This is a genomic window from Vreelandella subterranea (genome assembly GCF_900111305.1).
Lineage (GTDB): Bacteria > Pseudomonadota > Gammaproteobacteria > Pseudomonadales > Halomonadaceae > Vreelandella > Vreelandella subterranea.
The window spans coordinates 170,991-187,196 of record NZ_FOGS01000001.1 but is presented as its reverse complement, the minus strand read 5'-3'; the positions used below and the strand labels follow the sequence as shown (position 1 = coordinate 187,196).

The following is a 16,206-nucleotide window of genomic DNA, read 5'->3' as shown; positions in this document are numbered from 1 at the left end:
TAACTAAGACATCTTCTCAGCACCGTCGCACTGCGATGGTGCTTTTTTTGGTGCGTCTTCTAGGCGTAAGACATGAAAGGATGAGTGCAGCGTGGCAAGAACCCAGGACGAAATTCGGCAGACCAACGTGAAAAAGATTCTCCAGGCGGCGGAACAGCTGTTTGCTGAAAAGGGCTATGCCGGGGCATCAATGGGCGAAATCGCCCAGATGGCCGATATTCCAAAGTCCAACGTGCACTACTACTTTTCGACTAAAAAAGCGCTTTACCAGGATGTGTTACTGGAACTTTTAGAGGTCTGGAAGCAGGACGCGCTATGCTTCGAACTCTACGATGACCCCCGCGTGGTGCTCTCCACCTATATTCGCGCCAAGATGAACCACTCCCGCAATCGTGCCCACGGCTCAAAAGTATGGGCGGCCGAGGTGATGCAGGGCGCCCCGATCCTTAAAGAACGCCTGCGCGACAACCTCTACGAATGGGCCAAGCTCAAAGAGTCGAAAATCCGCGAGTGGGTTGAAACGGGCCAGATCAACCCCGTCGAGCCGTCCTACCTGCTCTACATGATCTGGGCCTCCACTCAGCACTACGCCGACTTTGACTACCAGATCTGCCTGCTCAACGACGACCAACCGCTTGACGACTTACAGTTCGAAAAAGCCGTGCAGTCGGTGACCTCGGTCATACTTCGGGGGATCGGGCTGACGGCGTGAGTCAGGAGGGTGCTCCCTTATGGACAGCTCGTGTTACCCCAGCGGCCCGCCGGTCACCGTGGTCTTCAAGCCGTCAATAATGGCTTGACCATCTTCGTTCTTGAGTTCGTCGTACCAGGCTTGGGTGTGAGTGGCATCGTGCCCATGGATCATCGCGGCGCGCTTGCGGGCACGCTGGACGATTTCGCCCACCCGGTCGACGCGTGCCCGGTCGTACTGGGCCAGAGCGCTGTCGATGGCCGCTGACGTATCGATATTTTCTTCCAGCGCACGCGCGAGCGCCTGGGAGAGCACCCAGGCGTCTTCCATCGCCTGGCAGCCGCCCTGGCCTAGGTCGGGCGCCATGCCGTGAGCGGCATCCCCCAGCAGGGCAACGCGGGGAGCGGTGAGCGAATCCAGCGGCGGAATATCGTAGATTTCCACGCGGGCCATGCGCGCCGGGTCAAAGCGTTCAATCAGCGCCTGCACGGGCTCGGCCCAGCCCGCGAAGTGTTCGCGCAATTCATCGCGGTAGTGGTCGGGGTCGTTGGTGGTACCTGCCGGGAGCGGCACGTCAAAGAAGCAGTAGAACTCCTGAGTGCCTTCTTCGTTGCCGCCGCTACCCATGGGCATAAAGGAAACCCGCTTGGCGTCACCCACGTACTGGTCCCAGTGACTCAGCGGTGCCAAGGCTTCATCAGCAGGCACGCGGACGTTCCAGTTCACGTAGCCGACGTATTGGCGCTCCACCGGATGGCCTACCAACTTGCTGCGCAGCTTTGAATGCGTACCTTCTGCCACGACCAGCAAGTCGGCATTCAGACTTGCGCCGTCATCAAAATGCGCCGCCACGCCGTGCTGGGTGACCGTGTAGTCAATGCATCGGCGGCCAAACTGGATGTGCTCGGTCCCGACGGCGTCCAGCAGTGTCTGTTGGAGGGCGGCGCGGGCAATCGGACAGACGCGCTGGCCGACATCGCCAAACAGCGGTGCCAGGCTGAAGTCGGTCAACGTCTGGCCTGTCTGGGTGAGATAGCGCATCTGGGTCATCTCGCCGCTCAAGCCCTCGATGGTCTCACCCAGGCCCAATTGGTGCATGACCTTGACGCCATTCGGCCATAGCGAAATCGCCGCGCCCACCGGGCGTATGGTCGCCACACGCTCTACAACGGTGACTTGGTGCCCTTGCTGTTGGAATGCCAGAGCGGTGCTCAGCCCGCCAATGCCCGCGCCGATAACGAGAATATTGAGAGATGTGGTAAGAGGGCGGGGCATGGCAAACTCCTGGAGCAGTGAAAGAGCACAATGAGCGTTAATTGGGTAAGCCAACAAGCCCATCGCGACAGCTAACTGTATACAAAATTGAGGTTTAATGTACAGGTAATGCTCAGTCGGAACAGGTATTCACGACATGCCGGACAGTTGAAAGTAAAAGCCAAAAAAATGCCTATTGCCCCCCTTGAAAACTGTCTGAATGCTCCTATTTTGCGATTTAAGAGGCGCTGCGATGGGATATAGCGGCATCTCTTCCCATAGTCTGCTTAACGTAGGAGGTGTTCGATATGTTCGATGATCTCAAGCGTTTTGATGTTGGCTCACCTCGCCAGCTGGACTGGTTCCGCCAGTTGTTGGACGACTTTTTGCCCGATGGCAATGCGATGGATATACGCGCAGTGCCCAATGGCAGCTTCCCGATGATCAATGTGGCCCGTAGCGATGAAGCCGTGCACGTTTATGTGTTTGCGGCGGGGCTGGACGCTACGGATCTCACCATTGATGTTCAGGACAATGTGCTGACCCTTCGCGGCAAGCGTGAGTCTGTCATTGGCAATAACGATGGCGAGCGCTCGCGTCCGGTATTCCGTCGCGAACGCGTCAGCGGTGATTTTGTGCGCGCCATTGCGCTGCCGGATGGCGTGGATGCAGACCGGGCTGAAGCCCGCCATGCCCACGGGGTGTTCGAGATCGTGCTGCCCAAGCGCGAGGAGCTCAAGCCGCGTCGTATCGATGTTCAGGCGGCGTAAATCATGGTTGTTAACCTTGAATAAGGAGGGATAAATCATGAATAACGTTGTTCGTTCATCTAATAACCAAACCTCGCTTCAACAGCGGGATGAAGAAAAGAACCCGCAGGAAACGCTGCTCCCAGCAGTGGACATTGTCGAGGAAGATAATGCCATCAAGCTGGTTGCCGACATGCCAGGCGTTACCAACGACTCACTGCGTGTCGAGCTCGACAATAACGTGCTGAGCTTGGAGGGCGAAATAAACCTGAACATGCCCGAAGGGCTGAGCGCGCTGCATGCTGAGGTGCGTGGTCGGCGTTTCGCACGCCGCTTCAACCTCAGTCACGAAATAGACGGTGACGCGATCACGGCACGTATCGTCAATGGTGTGCTGACGGTAACGCTGCCCAAGAAAGATAGTCATCGCACGCGGCGTATCGAGGTACAGGCAGCGTAAAACGAAGCTGACGCTTAGCTGCCCCGGCACTCTAGAGTGCGCGGGGCGGTACTTTCCCTAGTCGCAATTTAAGCTCTATGCTCTACATAAGGAGTGTTCGATACTTCCCTTATCGATAGAGAGGATTGCGTCATGACGGATATAACCGCGTTGCTCGGCAGCGATGCCGAGAGTTTGCTCAACCACACCTGCCAGGGCGTTCCCCGCGACAGCTTGCACTTACCCGGCCCCGATTTTATTGACCGTGTCATGGCGGATAGTGACCGTCGACCGGCGGTGCTGCGCAATATGCAGAGCCTGTTTAATCATGGCCGCTTGGCGGGCACCGGCTACCTAAGCCTACTGCCGGTAGATCAAGGCATCGAGCACTCGGCGGGTGCCTCCTTTGCCCCGAACCCGCGCTACTTCGACCCGGCCAATATCGTTGAGCTGGCGCTTGAAGGGGGCTGCAATGGCGTCGCGTCGACGCTTGGGGTTCTCTCTTCCGTGGCACGGCGCTACGCCCACAAGATCCCGATGATGTTGAAGCTCAACCACAACGAGACGCTTAGCTACCCGGCGATGTATGACCAGACGCTGTTTGCTGATGTTGAGCAGGCCCACGACATGGGCTGTGTGGCGGTCGGGGCGACGATTTACTTTGGCTCCCATGAAAGCCGTCGGCAAATAATGGAGATCAGCGAGGCTTTCGAGCGCGCCCACCAACTGGGAATGGTCACCGTGTTGTGGGCCTATCTGCGTAACCCGGCCTTCAAGCAGGAAGGTGCCGATTATCACGTTGCCGCCGACCTCACCAGCCAGGCCAACCACATGGCCGCAACGCTCAAGGCGGATATCGTCAAACAGAAGCTGCCCGAGAACAACGGCGGCTATAAGGCGGTCGGTTTCGGACATACCCATGAGAAAGTCTACAGCGAACTGACCACTGACCATCCCATCGACCTGGCCCGCTACCAGGTCGCCAACTGCTTTATGGGCCGCGCCGGTTTGATCAATTCCGGCGGTGGCTCCAAAGGGCACTCCGATCTCGGCGAAGCGGTACGCACGGCGGTGATCAACAAGCGGGCCGGTGGTATGGGCTTGATCTCGGGGCGTAAAGCGTTCCAAAAACCGATGCCGGAAGGCGTTGAACTGCTGCATGCAATTCAGGATGTCTATCTCTCCAAGGACGTGACCGTCGCCTGATCTCCTGGCCCTCACGACTCACATGGGGGAACAGAAGGGGCGCTTAGCCAATGGTTTGGTGTATGTCGAAAGCGCCCCTGCCCACCACCACAGCGTTACCGCCCACTTCCACAAAGCCTGTTTTGATCCCGCCATTGGCGGCGGTATGGATAACGCTGGGCCGCCCCATCTCAACCCCCTGATGAATCTTGCACTGCAAGGCATCTGGCTGAAGGGATGCCAAATAGCCGGTCAATGCGGCTGCGGCGCTACCGGTAGCGGGGTCTTCGCAAAGGCTGTTCTCCATGGAAAACATACGACTGTTAATAAGCATCTCGGCACTGTGTAGCTGTTCAGCGACATATAGGTAGATCTGCTCGGCACTGCTGTGTGCGACGGCATTTGCCCAGGTGGTTGTTGAAATGCGCACCTTCTCCAGAGCGGTGATATCTGCTAGCTCGATCAAATGAAAGGGCAGGCCAAAGGAAGCCAGCACCGGGTTGCCAACCACCTTATGCCCCTCAAGCCCAAGTAGCTCGGCGGCGGTTGCGTGATCAAGGTTGCTGTCCTTGATACTTGCAGGCTGGGCAGTGGTAAACGTCGCCCTTCCTTGGTCATAGCGTACCGCCAGTTCGCCAACAGGTGGCTGAAGCACCAAGGTTTGATCACGGTTCACAAGCTTTAAAGCGGCCAATAGCTGCGCGGTGCCCACCGTCGGATGGCCTGCAAAGGCTAGTTCTTGAGTGGGGGTGAATATCCGCATGGGGAAATGGTTCGGCCTAGTGGCGGCACTCAAGAACACCGTTTCAGCCAAATTGAGTTCATTAGCAAGCGCTTGCATAGTGCTGGTCTCAAGCTCTCCAGCCTCTAAAAAGACGGCCAGTGGATTGCCGGTAAACGGCTGGTCGGTAAACACATCCAGCAGGTAATACTCAACGGTTTTCATAAGGCCCCCTGTCAACAGACGCATGTTTCCAAAACGGTTTGCGGCCCTCTCTTTGGGCCTGCTCGCGGCTAATGCCGACATCCTCCAGCAGCCGGTCATCGAGCGTTAACAGATGGCGGCGACTACGGCGGCATTGTTGATAGTAGCGAAGTTGATAACCTAGCTGGTAGCGGAGTCGGGTAAGGCTGAAGCGCGGCATGGCGAATCCTCCGTGGTGTGTGCCAGACCAGATTACTCAGCGCTGATGTTTTGATACAGATATAGAATTTATTGTTTTTAAGATACAGAAGGGCGTGCTATACCTCTGTATGGCGGTTTCTGGCTGCGTCTGTATCGTTATCGGGTTGTGGAGGAGGAGGGTGTTATGACGCGCTATGAAGAAGTGGCGGCCATTTTGCGGGAGCGTATCGAGCACGGTATTTACCGCGTTGGGGATCGCCTCCCCTCGATTCGTGCGGTCTGCCAGGAGCTGGATGTCAGCATTTCTACCGCCCAGGAAGCCTACCGGCAACTGATGGATGTGGCATTGATCGAGTCGCGTCCGAAGTCTGGCTACTTTGTACTGCCAAGCAGGGTTCCTTCGGTACTACCGTCGGTTTCTCGTCCGGCGCAGCGCCCGCTGGATGTTTCTCAATGGGATCAGGTGCTGGAGCTTGTCGCCACCCAGCGGGACGATAATCGACTTCTGCTGGGGCGTGGGGTGCCCAATCTTGAGTATGAAACGCTGCGGCCACTGTCGAAAATCCTCGCTGGCCTGCATCGCAGCACTGATCTGAACGGATTCAACTACGACAAGCTGGGCGGTAGCCCCGAGCTGCGCCAGCAGGTGGCGCGGCTGGCGATTGCGTCCGGCTGCCTGCTGCACCCGGACGACATCATGGTAACCACCGGCTGCCAGGAGGCGCTGGCCATTGCATTGCGAACGCTCACCCAGCCCGGTGATGTGGTGGCCGTGGACTCGCCCAGCTTCTACGGCACAATGCAGATTCTCAAGGCCAACGGCTTAAAAGCACTGGAAATCCCCACCGACCCGCAAACCGGCATCAGTCTGGAAGCGCTGGAATTGGCGCTGGAGCAGTGGCCGATCCGCGCGATACAGGTCACGCCGACCTACAACAATCCCCTGGGCTACACCATGCCTGAAGCACGCAAGCGGGCACTGTTTCAGTTGGCGCAGCGTTTTGATGTGGCGATTATCGAAGACGATATCTACGGCGATTTGTCGTTTGCTCTGCCCAGGCCGCGCACCGTAAAGTCCTTCGACGACGATGGCCGCGTCATGCTGTGCAGCGGCTTTTCCAAAACCGTGGGGCCAGGGCTGCGGGTGGGTTGGCTGGCGCCTGGGCGCTACCGCGATCAGGCGATGCACATGAAATATGTCTCCACCGGCGCCTCGGCGACGCTGCCGCAGCTGGCCGTGGCGGAGTTCGTCGCCAAAGGCCATTATGAACGCCACCTGCGTTTCGCTACGCGTCAGTATCAGCGCCAGCGCGACATCATGATTAGTTGGGTGCAGCGCTATTTTCCTGAAAGTTCTGGCATCAGCTACCCGCAGGGCAGTTTTTTACTCTGGGTAGAGCTGCCCGCCGCCGTGGACTGTGTGCGCCTCAATGAACGCTTGGCACAGCATGCTATCCACGTGGCACCGGGTTCGCTGTTTTCCGCCTCGGGCAAGTTCCGCCAGTGCCTGCGCCTGAACTATGCGTTTACACTAACCTCCGCCATCGAAGACGCCGTGCGCACCGTGGGCGAGCTGGCCGCTGAGATGGTGGCAGATGCGCGGTCCCACGAGTCATGCCTCATAGGTTGAGGGTGCTGCCGCGTACCGGCGTCAAACGCCCATGGTCGATAATCGGACCGGTTGGCTGGCCTTCGGGAGCGCCTCCCTGGGGCTCAACGCTGACGGCCAGATCGGCAGTGAATAACTGCGCGCGCAGCTCGGCACTGGGTTCCAGGCGATGGCTACCTTGATCAGGTAACAGGCCCAGCGAGACGGGCGTACCGTCGGCAATCAACCAGAGCTCACCGGTCTGTTCGCTGTCGACCTGGGTCGGTTGAACCGCTTGCACAATCAACTCTCCCTCCTGGGTTGCGCTGATGATCCAGCCTGGCGTGCGCGATTCGTCCTGGACCACGAAGACAGCTTCTCCGTCCGGCAGCCTGGCTAGTTCAGCCTGTTGCCAAAGAAGGCCTAGCGCTATCGCGATTACCCCAAAACTTGCCGCCATGGTCTGCCATGCACCTAAACGCTTCCACCAGGGGGCAGGCGCTGCTCCGGTTGCCTGGGTAATGCGCTGCCAGACCTCCTTGGGCGGTGTCCTGGGGTCCAGTCGCTCGTTGAATAGATGCAGATATTCTCGCCACTCTTCCACATCGTTACGTAGGTCATGGCTGACCGCCAGCAGCGCTTCAAAGCGTGCTTTTTGATCGCTATCCAATACGCCCAGTACGTACTCACCAGCCGCGAGGTGGCGATCATCAGGGTCGCTTAAATCCCATTGGTTAGACATGTTTTTAACCTCTCGAGTCCACGGCGGATCCAGCTTTTAACGCTGCCCAGCGGTTGGGACAGAGAGTTAGCAAGCTCGCTGTGCGTCATGCCCTGAAAATAGGCCATTTCCATTAACTGGCGCTGATGTCGACTGAGTGTGTCGAGGCAGTCGTTCAGTTTGTCATTTTGCTGATGACTGATGCTGTCATCTTCAGGGTCGTCGGTACCTAATAGGGTGGCCAACAAGGGTTCATCGGTGGTGGTGTCCTGTGGCTTCTGGCGACGCAGCCAGTCGATGCCAATATTGCGCGCGAGTGTGGAAAGCCAGGTCATCGGCTTGGCTCGCGTGGCGTCGTATTGATCGGCGGCATGCCAGATTCGGATGAAAACATGTTGCAGGCAATCCTGAGCGGCACCTTCATCTCTTACTATACGCAACAGTTGGGCATACAGATGCGCACTGGAGACACGATAGAGACGCTCGAACGCTTGGCGATCGCCCTGGGCGCAGCCGTTGAGTTGCTCAATAAGATACTGTTGGCGTTGCGTGGCATCTAGCATTCGGGCATCTCTGCGCAGTAAACCGAAATGCCAGTCTTCGGGAGTCAGCCGTTGAAGGCAATAGGTGAGCGCTCAGCGGTGAATAAAAAAATTGTTGGGAGTTTGCATCCACTGACGCCTTGGGGCCGTAAGTATCAGTGAGCTTGCATTGTTGAGCTCTTTTAATGACAACCAGGAGATGCCCCAATGAAACTCAAACTACTTACCGCTGGCGTTTGTGCCGCTGCCTTATTTACCGGCGTTGCCGTTGCCGATCACGGCCCTACCACGGTAGGCGGCGCCAACATGCTGCCTGAGCGGAACATTATCGAGAATGCCGTTAATTCAGGTGACCATGAAACACTCGTCGCCGCTGTTCAAGCCGCTGAGTTGGTCGATGTCTTGCAAGGCGAAGGTCCTTTTACCGTATTCGCGCCGACGGATGATGCCTTTGCGAAACTTCCTGATGGCACCGTTGATACGCTGCTGCAGCCAGAGAACCAGGAGCAGCTTCAAACGGTTCTCACCTACCACGTCGTACCTGGCAATATGAATCGGGACGCCTTGTGGGAAGCAACCATGGAAAACGACGGCACCGTGGCTTTCAAAACCGTCCAGGGTGAATACCTTACCGTCTCGCGCAATGGTAATAACCTGATGGTCATGGATGCTCAGGGCAATAGTGCCAACATTACTGTTGTGGATGTCGCACAATCGAACGGTGTCATCCATGTTATCGACAGCGTGCTATTACCCTAAGGGCCGCGCTTACATCGGATAATGACATTTATTCGGTTGAGGTTATGTTTTCCCACCGCCTGGTTCGCTAGGCGGTGGTTTTTTGCCGACCGGATGGCCGCAAAAATCCCTCCCGGGCGCGAGCTGCTTGCTCGCGAACGATACACCCTTCTGCATGATCATTGAGCAGCCCCATCGCCTGCATAAAGGCAAAAGCGGTGGTAGGGCCGAAAAATTTCCAGCCGCGCTTTTTTAACGCCTTGGCAAGGGCGACAGATTCAGGCGAAGTGGTCTGGGACTGCGGCGGCGGTAGCGAAGAGGCGTCCGGCTCAAAGCGCCAGAAAAACGCGGCCAGTGAACCTTCCTGCTCGACCATTTCCTGGGCCCGCCTGGCATTGTTAATGGTTGATTCAATCTTGCCTCGATGCCGAATGATGCCTGGGTCCTGCAATAAACGCTGCACATCGGCTTCGCCGAAGCGGGCAACCTGATGGAAATCGAAGTGATGAAAGGCGGCACGAAAATTCTCGCGCTTGTTGAGAATGGTGCGCCAGCTCAAACCCGACTGAAAACTCTCCAGGCACAGCTTCTCGAACAGCCGCTGATCATCATCTACCGGGAAACCCCACTCATTGTCGTGGTAGGGCAAAAATTCAGGCGCCCCGCCACACCATTGGCAGCGAGGATATCCATCAGGGGCGATAAAGTTGCTGGTCATTAGCGACTCACCTATCAGTCGAACCATTCTTTGGCAGTGCGCCATAGGCAGATGGCGACGAAGTAGACGGAAGCGATGCCCCATCCCCATAGTGCCCAGGCGGCGTGCTCTGGGGTTGAGAGCACCAGTGATGTGGTGCATGCGCACCATGCCAGCGTGACAGCGATATTGAGCGGCATGAACAGGCGCACCCGAAAGGGATGGAGGAATTTCATCCGGGTCACGGTAAGGATGGCCAGAAAAGCGATAGTGGCGAACGTAAGGAAAGGCGGGAAGTCGAGGATATAAAAATAGGCGGCGGCGATGTTCCAGGCGGCAGGAAAGCCAACGAAGTAATTATCCTGACTTTTCATGTCGACATTGCAGAAACAGAACATTGATGACAGCAGAATGATGAACACTGACGCCAACCCTAAATAGGGTGGCAATTCAATGAAGTAATAGATGAAAAGGGCGGGGATAAAGGCCCAGGTCAAATAATCGATCACCATGTCGAGTGTCGAGCCATCAAAATGAGGCAGGATGGTCTGCACTTCATATTTGCGCGCCAGTGTGCCGTCGATTGCATCAATCATCATCGCGGCACCCAGCCAGAGCAGGCAGGCGACGGGGTTATTGTCGACCAGTGCAAGCAGCGCCATGGTGCCGAGCAGCACGCCGCTGGCGGTAAATACATGGACGCTCCATGCCTTGCATATCGATGCGCGGGATTCTGCGTGCGAAGAGAGTAATTGAGCCACATTAACCCCGTTGGGAAGGTGTTGTTCCCGTTAAATTGGATTTATCAATAAGCCTGTAAAGAAAGATACACTACTACAAGAAGGCTGCCCGAGAATATGTCGGTATGCTGTCCATTGATAATGCGTTCAGCGCAGGGCTTAGGCGTGACGCGCTTCAGGAGTAACGTTTATGCAGGCCATTCGCCTAGCGACCATTCGTGATATCGATACGCTTACCGAGTTGCTCGATGGCTATCGTCAGTTTTATCAGCAGCCGAGTGATCTTCAGGCGGCGCATGATTTTCTGCGCCAGCGCATGGGGCTTGGAGACGCTTTTATTTTGGTGAGCGAAAACAGCGAAGGTGCGCTCACCGGTTTTGTGCAGCTATACCCAGGCGTTTCCACGGTGGGCTTGAATGCGCGCTGGACGCTGAATGATCTCTTCGTGTTGCCTGAATGTCGCGATAAGGGCACGGGCAGGGCGTTAATGGAAGCCGCCACCCAGCTTGCCCGCGATCACGGCGTCGCACGTTTGATATTAATGACCCAGGTAGATAACGAACGCGCCCAGCACCTTTACGAGTCACTGGGTTGGCAGCGCAATACCGCGTTTTATGGTTATTTACTGGATATTAAGTAAGTGCTGCCATTGAGAAGGACGTTTAACCAACACTCTCCGGCAACTTGCACACATCCACCCACTCGGCGTTGACGAGCTCGGCCAAGTGTTTGGGGCTTAGGCGCACGGCGCTGTTGGATGACCCCGCCGCGGGCAGCACTTCGTCATAGATGTGGAGGGATTCATCGCAGTACACCGGCAGGTCAGTGGCAAGGCCGAACGGGCAAACGCCGCCGACCGGGTGGCTGGTGAGTTCCATCACGGTCTCAGCGTCGAGCATCTTGGCCTTGCCGCCGAAGGTGTCGCGAATCTTGCGGTTATCGATGCGTGCGTTGCCGCTGGCCACGATCAGCAACGGTGTTTCGCCGACCTTGAACGCCAGGGTTTTGGCGATCTGCCCGGGCACCACGCCGTGGGCCTCGGCGGCCAACTGCACCGTGGCCGTGCTGGTTTCCAGCTCTTCGATGGTGATATCCGGCGCATGCTCGGCAAAAAACTGGCGAACGGTCTCGACGCTCATGGTGAAATCCCTTTTATTGGCTGAATGACCAGGCTTTGACTGAAAACTGGCTGCGCTCGCCGACTTTTCAGACAAAGCTAAACTTAACGCGCCTTGGTTTATTTAGCCAAGCCATGGTGGCGTGGTGATTCTGGCAGGTTCGCGCTGCATGATGATCTCGCCGTGGCGAACCGAGAGGAGCACTTCCCCCTGGGTGCGTAATACGCTGTAATCGTCCTCGCCATCCAGCAGGTTGAAGCTGGCGGGTTTACCGGCCTCAATGCCGTAACGCCCTTCGATATCGAGGGTGCGCGCGCTGTTGTCGGTAATCAGCGAAAGCGACTGGCTGAAGTCCTGATAGCCCATCATGTGGCAGATATGCAGGCCAAAATCCAGCGTACGTAATAGCTTGCCATTACCCAGGGAGTACCAGGGGTCGACGATGGAGTCTTGGGCCAGGCACACGTTGATACCCGCTTCGTTGAGCTCCTTCACCCGGGTCACGCCGCGGCGTTTGGGGTAGCTGTCGAAGCGTCCCTGCAAGTGAATGCTTTCGGTCGGGCAGGAGACAAAGTTGATGCCCGAGCGCTTGAGCAGCAGAAACAGCTTGGAGCAGTAGGCGTTATCGTAGGAATGCATCGCGGTGGTGTGGCTGGCGGTGACGCGGCTGCCCAGGTCATGCGTCAGCGCCTCATGGGCCAGCACTTCGAGAAACCGCGAGTTGGGGTCGTCGATCTCGTCGCAGTGGACATCCACCAGGCGATCGTATTTGATCGCCAACTCGATCACCCGCTGCATGGAGGCCACGCCCAGCTCGCGGGTGTATTCAAAGTGGGGGATGCCGCCGACCACATCGGCGCCGATTTCCAGTGCTTCTTCCAGCAGCCTGTCACCGTCCGGGTAGGAGAGCAGGCCGTCCTGCGGAAAGGCCACTACCTGGATATCGATCTTGTCTTTCAGCTCGTCGCGTAGGGCGCACAGGGTTTTGATGCCAATCAGGCTGGGGTCGCTGGTATCGGCATGGGTGCGTACAAATTGCACGCCGTTACTGATCAGCAGGTTCAGCGTTTTCAGCGCACGCTCGCGAATATCGGCTTCGGTGAGCATCGGCTTACGCTCGCCCCAGCGCTCGATGCCTTCAAACAGGGTGCCGCTCTGGTTCCATTCGGGGTCGCCCGCCGTCAGGGCAGCATCCAGGTGAATGTGGGGCTCGATAAACGGCGCACAAAGCAGTTTGCCGCCCGCATCAATCTGTTCGGGCGCGGGTCCTTCGCCTGCCGTTTGCGGCGCGTCCTGGGCCGTAATCGAGGTGAAGTTACCGTTCTCGACCTCGATACGATAAAGCTCGGGGCGCTGGCGTAGCCGGGCGTTGATAATCTGCATGCTCATATATAAAACGGCTCACTTATTGTTTGGCAGTGGAGGGAAGGCTATCACCCAGCGTAGCGTGATTGACGCGCAACAGCACAGCATAGCTTCCCGCAGCGACCACGACGCCCACCAACGGCGGCAGTAATGGCGAGACGTAGGCGGCGCCGGCGCCCAGTGCATAGGCCGCCAAACCCCGGCGGTTGAAGTCGGGTAGCTGAGCGCTTTCAAGCGCGGGGTAGCGACCTTTATGTTTGAGCCAGAAGTCCGCCATGATCACGCCGCCCATGGGGGGTATAAAAGTACCCAGCAGCACCAGAAAGGGAATTAGCAGGTTATACATGCCACCGACCGCCAGCACGGTGCCAATCGCCGCACCGCCTACCGTCACCAAACGGCGTTTTTCGGTACGCAGCAAATTGCAGCCCGCCACGGCGAAGTTGTAGATGGTGTTGTCCTGAGTCGTCCAGATATTCAAAAACAGCATCAGCACGGCGATGGTGACAAAGCCCTGGGCGATCAATACATCCACGATATCCGCCTGTTGGTAGATCATGGTACCCAGGGCACCGGTGAGCACCATCAAGCCGTTCCCCACAAAGAAAGCCGCCATCGTGGCGATCACGGCGATTTTCGGTGACTTCGCGAAGCGACTCCAGTTGGTCGCCTGGGTGCCGCCGCTGATAAAGGTGCCGATTATGACGGTAATCGCCGCGGCCACGCCCATGCTTTCCGTAGGCGTTTTCTGGCTTAACCCGGCAAAGCCGCGTGCATCCACCAGCCCGGTGAACAGGCTGATCAGTATGAACATCATCATGGCGGGCACGGCAAAGCGTGAAAGCCAGTCCATCCCCTTGTAGCCGATCATGGCGGTGATGCAGAAACCAAAGCCAAACAGCACCATTAAGGGGATTTCCAGCCATTCAGGCATCCCGGTGGTGCGTACCAATACCACGGCGATCGTTGCCGTGCCCCAGGCGTACCAGCCAATCTGGGTAAAACCGAGGATGAAATCAGACAACTTGCTGCCTTTTTCACCGAAGCAGAAGCGCCCCATCAGCACCGAATTGAGCCCGCTTTTACAGGCGATATAGGCCAGTGTGGCGGCGTAGGCACCTAATAAAAGGTTACCCAACAGGATGATCCACAGCAGTTGGCCGATCGAAAAGGCCTGACCCAGGGTGCCCCCTGCCCACATGGTGGCGGTAAAGAAGGTAAAGCCGAGTAGTACTGCTGAGGTGGAGAGCAGGCCCTTGCGGGCGCTGAGAGGGACTTCGCTGAGGGGGTAATCAGAGTGGTGCATGGCTGGCTCCAGGAGAAAGAACATTCATCCAGTATAGGAAGCAAACCGCGTGCCACTTGGTTTAGGGTGTATTCTCCACCAAAAGTCCGCGTATCAATGTTTCGACGATGCTGTTGCGGTCGTCGTCCAGCGAATACTGATGAGGGTCTTGCAGCCAGTCAAAACAGACGCCAATCAAGAAGCCGTGAAATTGGCGGCGGGCGCTGGCCGGACTCAGGTCTGCGCGTAACCGGCCCAGCTGCTGGACCTGCTCGAACAGTTGCTCGACCCGGGCTTCAGCATGCTCGGAAAGCCGCGTAATCATGCTGATGCGCGGGTGGTCGTCTTCCAGCTTTTCACAGCGGTGCAGCACGATGGTGGCGGCTCGCTGCAACGGTTGGTCGTGGCAGATACCCGCCAGCGAGCGCTGTGCGATGTCGCGCAAACAGTCTACCGGTGCCGTGCCAAGTTGTTGCACGGCGTCGTCGACGATTTCATCCAGCGGAATGCGGACCCGCTCGAGCAGCGCATCAAAAAGGGCGGCCTTGTCCTCAAAGTGCCAATAAATCGCCCCTCGGGTAACCCCCGCCGCCTGGGCAATATGCGCGAGGGTGGTGCGAGAAACCCCCTGGGCGAGAAACGTCGTTTCTGCCGCGTCCAGGATGGCTTCCCGGGTGCGTTCGGCGTCGGCCTTGCGGCGGGTCATGGCGGCTCCTGATTCAACACGTGACATTATTCTGGCACCGATCGCTGGCAAAGTCGCCAGCGAGTGATTAGTATATACTTGACTGACATTCATGAATGTCAGTCAAGTATATATCACCCTCTGTTCGTTGGGAATGCGGCGTTTGATCGTCATCAAGGAGCTTATCGTGCCCGTTACTTTTCTTCGCTGGCTACCGGTTGCACTGGTCTTGCTCGTGCTAATGGGGTGTGATCAGCCTGAGGCGCAGTCAAAAGAGGCGCCCAGGCCAGTAAAACTGGTGACACTGGAAGCGGCGAATGCCGGGGCGTTAAGGCAGTTTCCGGCACGCGTTGAAGCTACCACGCGCAGCAATCTGTCGTTTCGCATGGCAGGGGAACTGCTTGAGCTCAACGTCAGCCCCGGTCAACAGGTGTCGAAGGGCGAGGTCATTGCGCGTATTGATAATCGCAATGCACAAAGCGAGCTGGATAGCGCCCGCTCACGCCTCGAGCTTGCCAAGGCCAACCTGGAGCGTATGCGCTATACCCTGGAGCGTGGCGCGGTCAGCCAGTCTCGGTTTGATGAGGCGGAGAGCGAATGGCGGGCTGCCCGCGCTACCTTTGAGCAGGCGGAAGAGCAGGTCGAGCATACCCAGTTACGTGCGCCTTACGATGGTGTGATTGCCCAGGTACCGGTGGATAACCGGCAGATTGTTCAGGTGCAGGAAACGGTCGCCGTCATCCAGCAGCCGGGTCAACTGGACGTGGTCTTCCACCTGCCCGAGCAGATTGTCCAGCGCATGCCACGCAGCAACGGCACGCCCTTTGGCGATGCGTTAGCCTATGAAGTCAGCTTTGGTAACAGCGACAAGCCCTACCTCGCTCAGTTGGCGTCCTACACGACCCAAGCCAGTGCGCAGAGCCTGGCCTATGAAGTCACCCTGACGCTGCCCCAGCCGGATGACATCACGCTATTAGATGGCATGAGCGCCAGCGTGCGCCTTGATTTAAGCGACCTGCAGTCCGACCCAACGACGCCTTTGTGGCATTTGCCCGCTGAAGCAGTGACTTATGCAGGCGATAACCCGGAGCAGGCCCAGGTTTGGCGCTTTAAAGCGCCACACGGCGTTGAGCCGGTGCCTGTTGAGGTTGGTCGCCTGACCTCCAAAGGACTTGAAGTCAGCGGTGACTTGTCCGCGGGTGACCGTATTGTAGCCGCCGGTGCGCATCGCTTGAGCGCAGATACCCAGGTGACCCCGTGGGAAAAAGAGCGGGGGCTGTAAC

Annotated in this window: 19 protein-coding genes; 8 read left to right on the top strand and 11 right to left on the bottom strand. The window is 57.4% G+C overall.

The genetic code is table 11. The features are described from left to right. The first annotated feature begins 91 nt into the window (after nucleotides 1-91). Nucleotides 92-712, top strand: coding sequence for a TetR/AcrR family transcriptional regulator (locus BMX75_RS00860; RefSeq protein ID WP_092824418.1), 621 nt, complete (start codon nucleotides 92-94; stop codon nucleotides 710-712). Between the two features lie 33 nt (nucleotides 713-745). On the opposite strand, the gene hpxO is transcribed toward BMX75_RS00860, so the two are convergent. Next, the gene (gene hpxO, locus BMX75_RS00855; RefSeq protein ID WP_092824416.1) at nucleotides 746-1,966 is read right to left on the bottom strand and encodes an FAD-dependent urate hydroxylase HpxO; all 1,221 of its coding nucleotides are present in this window, start codon (nucleotides 1,964-1,966) and stop codon (nucleotides 746-748) included. Between the two features lie 287 nt (nucleotides 1,967-2,253). Between hpxO and BMX75_RS00850 the strand changes: the two genes are divergently transcribed. The 3 genes from BMX75_RS00850 to BMX75_RS00840 all read left to right on the top strand — a co-directional run bounded on the left by BMX75_RS00850 (nucleotide 2,254) and on the right by BMX75_RS00840 (nucleotide 4,339). Continuing rightward, entirely contained in the window at nucleotides 2,254-2,715 is a 462-nt protein-coding gene (locus BMX75_RS00850) for an Hsp20/alpha crystallin family protein (RefSeq protein ID WP_092824414.1), read from the top strand. A gap of 37 nt (nucleotides 2,716-2,752) precedes the next feature. Further along, nucleotides 2,753-3,154: an Hsp20/alpha crystallin family protein gene (locus tag BMX75_RS00845; RefSeq protein ID WP_092824412.1), complete on the top strand. Its 402-nt coding sequence runs from the start codon at nucleotides 2,753-2,755 to the stop codon at nucleotides 3,152-3,154. Between the two features lie 132 nt (nucleotides 3,155-3,286). Further along, entirely contained in the window at nucleotides 3,287-4,339 is a 1,053-nt protein-coding gene (locus tag BMX75_RS00840; protein ID WP_092824409.1) for a class I fructose-bisphosphate aldolase, read from the top strand. A gap of 43 nt (nucleotides 4,340-4,382) precedes the next feature. Here the strand turns inward: BMX75_RS00840 and BMX75_RS00835 are convergent, their stop codons facing one another. Further along, a complete protein-coding gene (locus BMX75_RS00835; protein ID WP_092824407.1) occupies nucleotides 4,383-5,264 on the bottom strand; it encodes a PhzF family phenazine biosynthesis protein in 882 nt (293 codons plus the stop codon). Beyond that, nucleotides 5,251-5,463, bottom strand: coding sequence for a DUF1127 domain-containing protein (locus BMX75_RS00830; RefSeq protein ID WP_092824405.1), 213 nt, complete (start codon nucleotides 5,461-5,463; stop codon nucleotides 5,251-5,253). The genes BMX75_RS00835 and BMX75_RS00830 overlap by 14 nt, the downstream gene beginning before the upstream one ends. A 165-nt stretch (nucleotides 5,464-5,628) precedes the next feature. Here BMX75_RS00830 and BMX75_RS00825 point away from each other — a divergent pair, with 165 nt between their 5' ends. Beyond that, the gene (locus tag BMX75_RS00825) at nucleotides 5,629-7,074 is read left to right on the top strand and encodes an aminotransferase-like domain-containing protein (protein ID WP_092824403.1); all 1,446 of its coding nucleotides are present in this window, start codon (nucleotides 5,629-5,631) and stop codon (nucleotides 7,072-7,074) included. Here the strand turns inward: BMX75_RS00825 and BMX75_RS00820 are convergent. Both BMX75_RS00820 and BMX75_RS00815 read right to left on the bottom strand, forming a co-directional pair. Further along, nucleotides 7,064-7,774 (bottom strand): anti-sigma factor, encoded by a 711-nt coding sequence (locus BMX75_RS00820; RefSeq protein ID WP_092824401.1) that lies wholly within the window; start codon nucleotides 7,772-7,774, stop codon nucleotides 7,064-7,066. The genes BMX75_RS00825 and BMX75_RS00820 overlap by 11 nt on opposite strands. Beyond that, nucleotides 7,753-8,316, bottom strand: coding sequence for a sigma-70 family RNA polymerase sigma factor (locus BMX75_RS00815; RefSeq protein ID WP_092824399.1), 564 nt, complete (start codon nucleotides 8,314-8,316; stop codon nucleotides 7,753-7,755). Before BMX75_RS00815 ends, BMX75_RS00820 begins: the two co-directional genes overlap by 22 nt. A gap of 186 nt (nucleotides 8,317-8,502) precedes the next feature. Between BMX75_RS00815 and BMX75_RS00810 the strand changes: the two genes are divergently transcribed. Then, entirely contained in the window at nucleotides 8,503-9,054 is a 552-nt protein-coding gene (locus BMX75_RS00810; protein WP_066314939.1) for a fasciclin domain-containing protein, read from the top strand. Nucleotides 9,055-9,121: 67 nt separating this feature from the next. On the opposite strand, the gene BMX75_RS00805 is transcribed toward BMX75_RS00810, so the two are convergent. Beyond that, nucleotides 9,122-9,751, bottom strand: a complete 630-nt coding sequence (locus tag BMX75_RS00805; RefSeq protein WP_092824397.1) for a DNA-3-methyladenine glycosylase I — start codon at nucleotides 9,749-9,751, stop codon at nucleotides 9,122-9,124. Between the two features lie 14 nt (nucleotides 9,752-9,765). Beyond that, on the bottom strand, nucleotides 9,766-10,449 hold the full coding sequence (pcsA, locus tag BMX75_RS00800; protein WP_092825076.1) for a phosphatidylcholine synthase: 684 nt from the start codon (nucleotides 10,447-10,449) through the stop codon (nucleotides 9,766-9,768). Nucleotides 10,450-10,660: 211 nt separating this feature from the next. Here pcsA and BMX75_RS00795 point away from each other — a divergent pair, with 211 nt between their 5' ends. Further along, nucleotides 10,661-11,110, top strand: coding sequence for a GNAT family N-acetyltransferase (locus BMX75_RS00795; RefSeq protein WP_092824395.1), 450 nt, complete (start codon nucleotides 10,661-10,663; stop codon nucleotides 11,108-11,110). Between the two features lie 22 nt (nucleotides 11,111-11,132). Here BMX75_RS00795 and BMX75_RS00790 read toward each other — a convergent pair whose 3' ends face one another. From BMX75_RS00790 to BMX75_RS00775, 4 genes are all read right to left on the bottom strand, one after another. Continuing rightward, a complete protein-coding gene (locus BMX75_RS00790) occupies nucleotides 11,133-11,609 on the bottom strand; it encodes a YbaK/EbsC family protein (protein WP_092824392.1) in 477 nt (158 codons plus the stop codon). 102 nt (nucleotides 11,610-11,711) lie between these two features. After that, nucleotides 11,712-12,977: a cytosine deaminase gene (codA, locus tag BMX75_RS00785; RefSeq protein ID WP_092824390.1), complete on the bottom strand. Its 1,266-nt coding sequence runs from the start codon at nucleotides 12,975-12,977 to the stop codon at nucleotides 11,712-11,714. Nucleotides 12,978-12,993: 16 nt separating this feature from the next. Then, the gene (gene codB, locus BMX75_RS00780; protein ID WP_092824388.1) at nucleotides 12,994-14,259 is read right to left on the bottom strand and encodes a cytosine permease; all 1,266 of its coding nucleotides are present in this window, start codon (nucleotides 14,257-14,259) and stop codon (nucleotides 12,994-12,996) included. A gap of 61 nt (nucleotides 14,260-14,320) precedes the next feature. Beyond that, complete coding sequence (locus BMX75_RS00775) at nucleotides 14,321-14,944, bottom strand: TetR family transcriptional regulator (protein ID WP_092824386.1); 624 nt, start codon at nucleotides 14,942-14,944, stop codon at nucleotides 14,321-14,323. 166 nt (nucleotides 14,945-15,110) lie between these two features. Between BMX75_RS00775 and BMX75_RS00770 the strand changes: the two genes are divergently transcribed. Continuing rightward, on the top strand, nucleotides 15,111-16,205 hold the full coding sequence (locus BMX75_RS00770) for an efflux RND transporter periplasmic adaptor subunit (protein WP_092824384.1): 1,095 nt from the start codon (nucleotides 15,111-15,113) through the stop codon (nucleotides 16,203-16,205). Nucleotide 16,206 lies beyond the last annotated feature (1 nt).

Coding starts and splice junctions, on each gene's coding strand:
- BMX75_RS00815 (WP_092824399.1), bottom strand. CDS start 8,316: ATGCTAGATGCCACGCAACGCCAACAGTATCTTATTGAGCAACTCAAC.
- codA (WP_092824390.1), bottom strand. CDS start 12,977: ATGAGCATGCAGATTATCAACGCCCGGCTACGCCAGCGCCCCGAGCTT.
- BMX75_RS00825 (WP_092824403.1), top strand. CDS start 5,629: ATGACGCGCTATGAAGAAGTGGCGGCCATTTTGCGGGAGCGTATCGAG.
- hpxO (WP_092824416.1), bottom strand. CDS start 1,966: ATGCCCCGCCCTCTTACCACATCTCTCAATATTCTCGTTATCGGCGCG.
- BMX75_RS00835 (WP_092824407.1), bottom strand. CDS start 5,264: ATGAAAACCGTTGAGTATTACCTGCTGGATGTGTTTACCGACCAGCCG.
- BMX75_RS00840 (WP_092824409.1), top strand. CDS start 3,287: ATGACGGATATAACCGCGTTGCTCGGCAGCGATGCCGAGAGTTTGCTC.
- BMX75_RS00775 (WP_092824386.1), bottom strand. CDS start 14,944: ATGACCCGCCGCAAGGCCGACGCCGAACGCACCCGGGAAGCCATCCTG.
- BMX75_RS00795 (WP_092824395.1), top strand. CDS start 10,661: ATGCAGGCCATTCGCCTAGCGACCATTCGTGATATCGATACGCTTACC.
- BMX75_RS00850 (WP_092824414.1), top strand. CDS start 2,254: ATGTTCGATGATCTCAAGCGTTTTGATGTTGGCTCACCTCGCCAGCTG.
- BMX75_RS00845 (WP_092824412.1), top strand. CDS start 2,753: ATGAATAACGTTGTTCGTTCATCTAATAACCAAACCTCGCTTCAACAG.
- BMX75_RS00820 (WP_092824401.1), bottom strand. CDS start 7,774: ATGTCTAACCAATGGGATTTAAGCGACCCTGATGATCGCCACCTCGCG.
- BMX75_RS00805 (WP_092824397.1), bottom strand. CDS start 9,751: ATGACCAGCAACTTTATCGCCCCTGATGGATATCCTCGCTGCCAATGG.
- BMX75_RS00830 (WP_092824405.1), bottom strand. CDS start 5,463: ATGCCGCGCTTCAGCCTTACCCGACTCCGCTACCAGCTAGGTTATCAA.
- BMX75_RS00810 (WP_066314939.1), top strand. CDS start 8,503: ATGAAACTCAAACTACTTACCGCTGGCGTTTGTGCCGCTGCCTTATTT.
- BMX75_RS00790 (WP_092824392.1), bottom strand. CDS start 11,609: ATGAGCGTCGAGACCGTTCGCCAGTTTTTTGCCGAGCATGCGCCGGAT.
- codB (WP_092824388.1), bottom strand. CDS start 14,259: ATGCACCACTCTGATTACCCCCTCAGCGAAGTCCCTCTCAGCGCCCGC.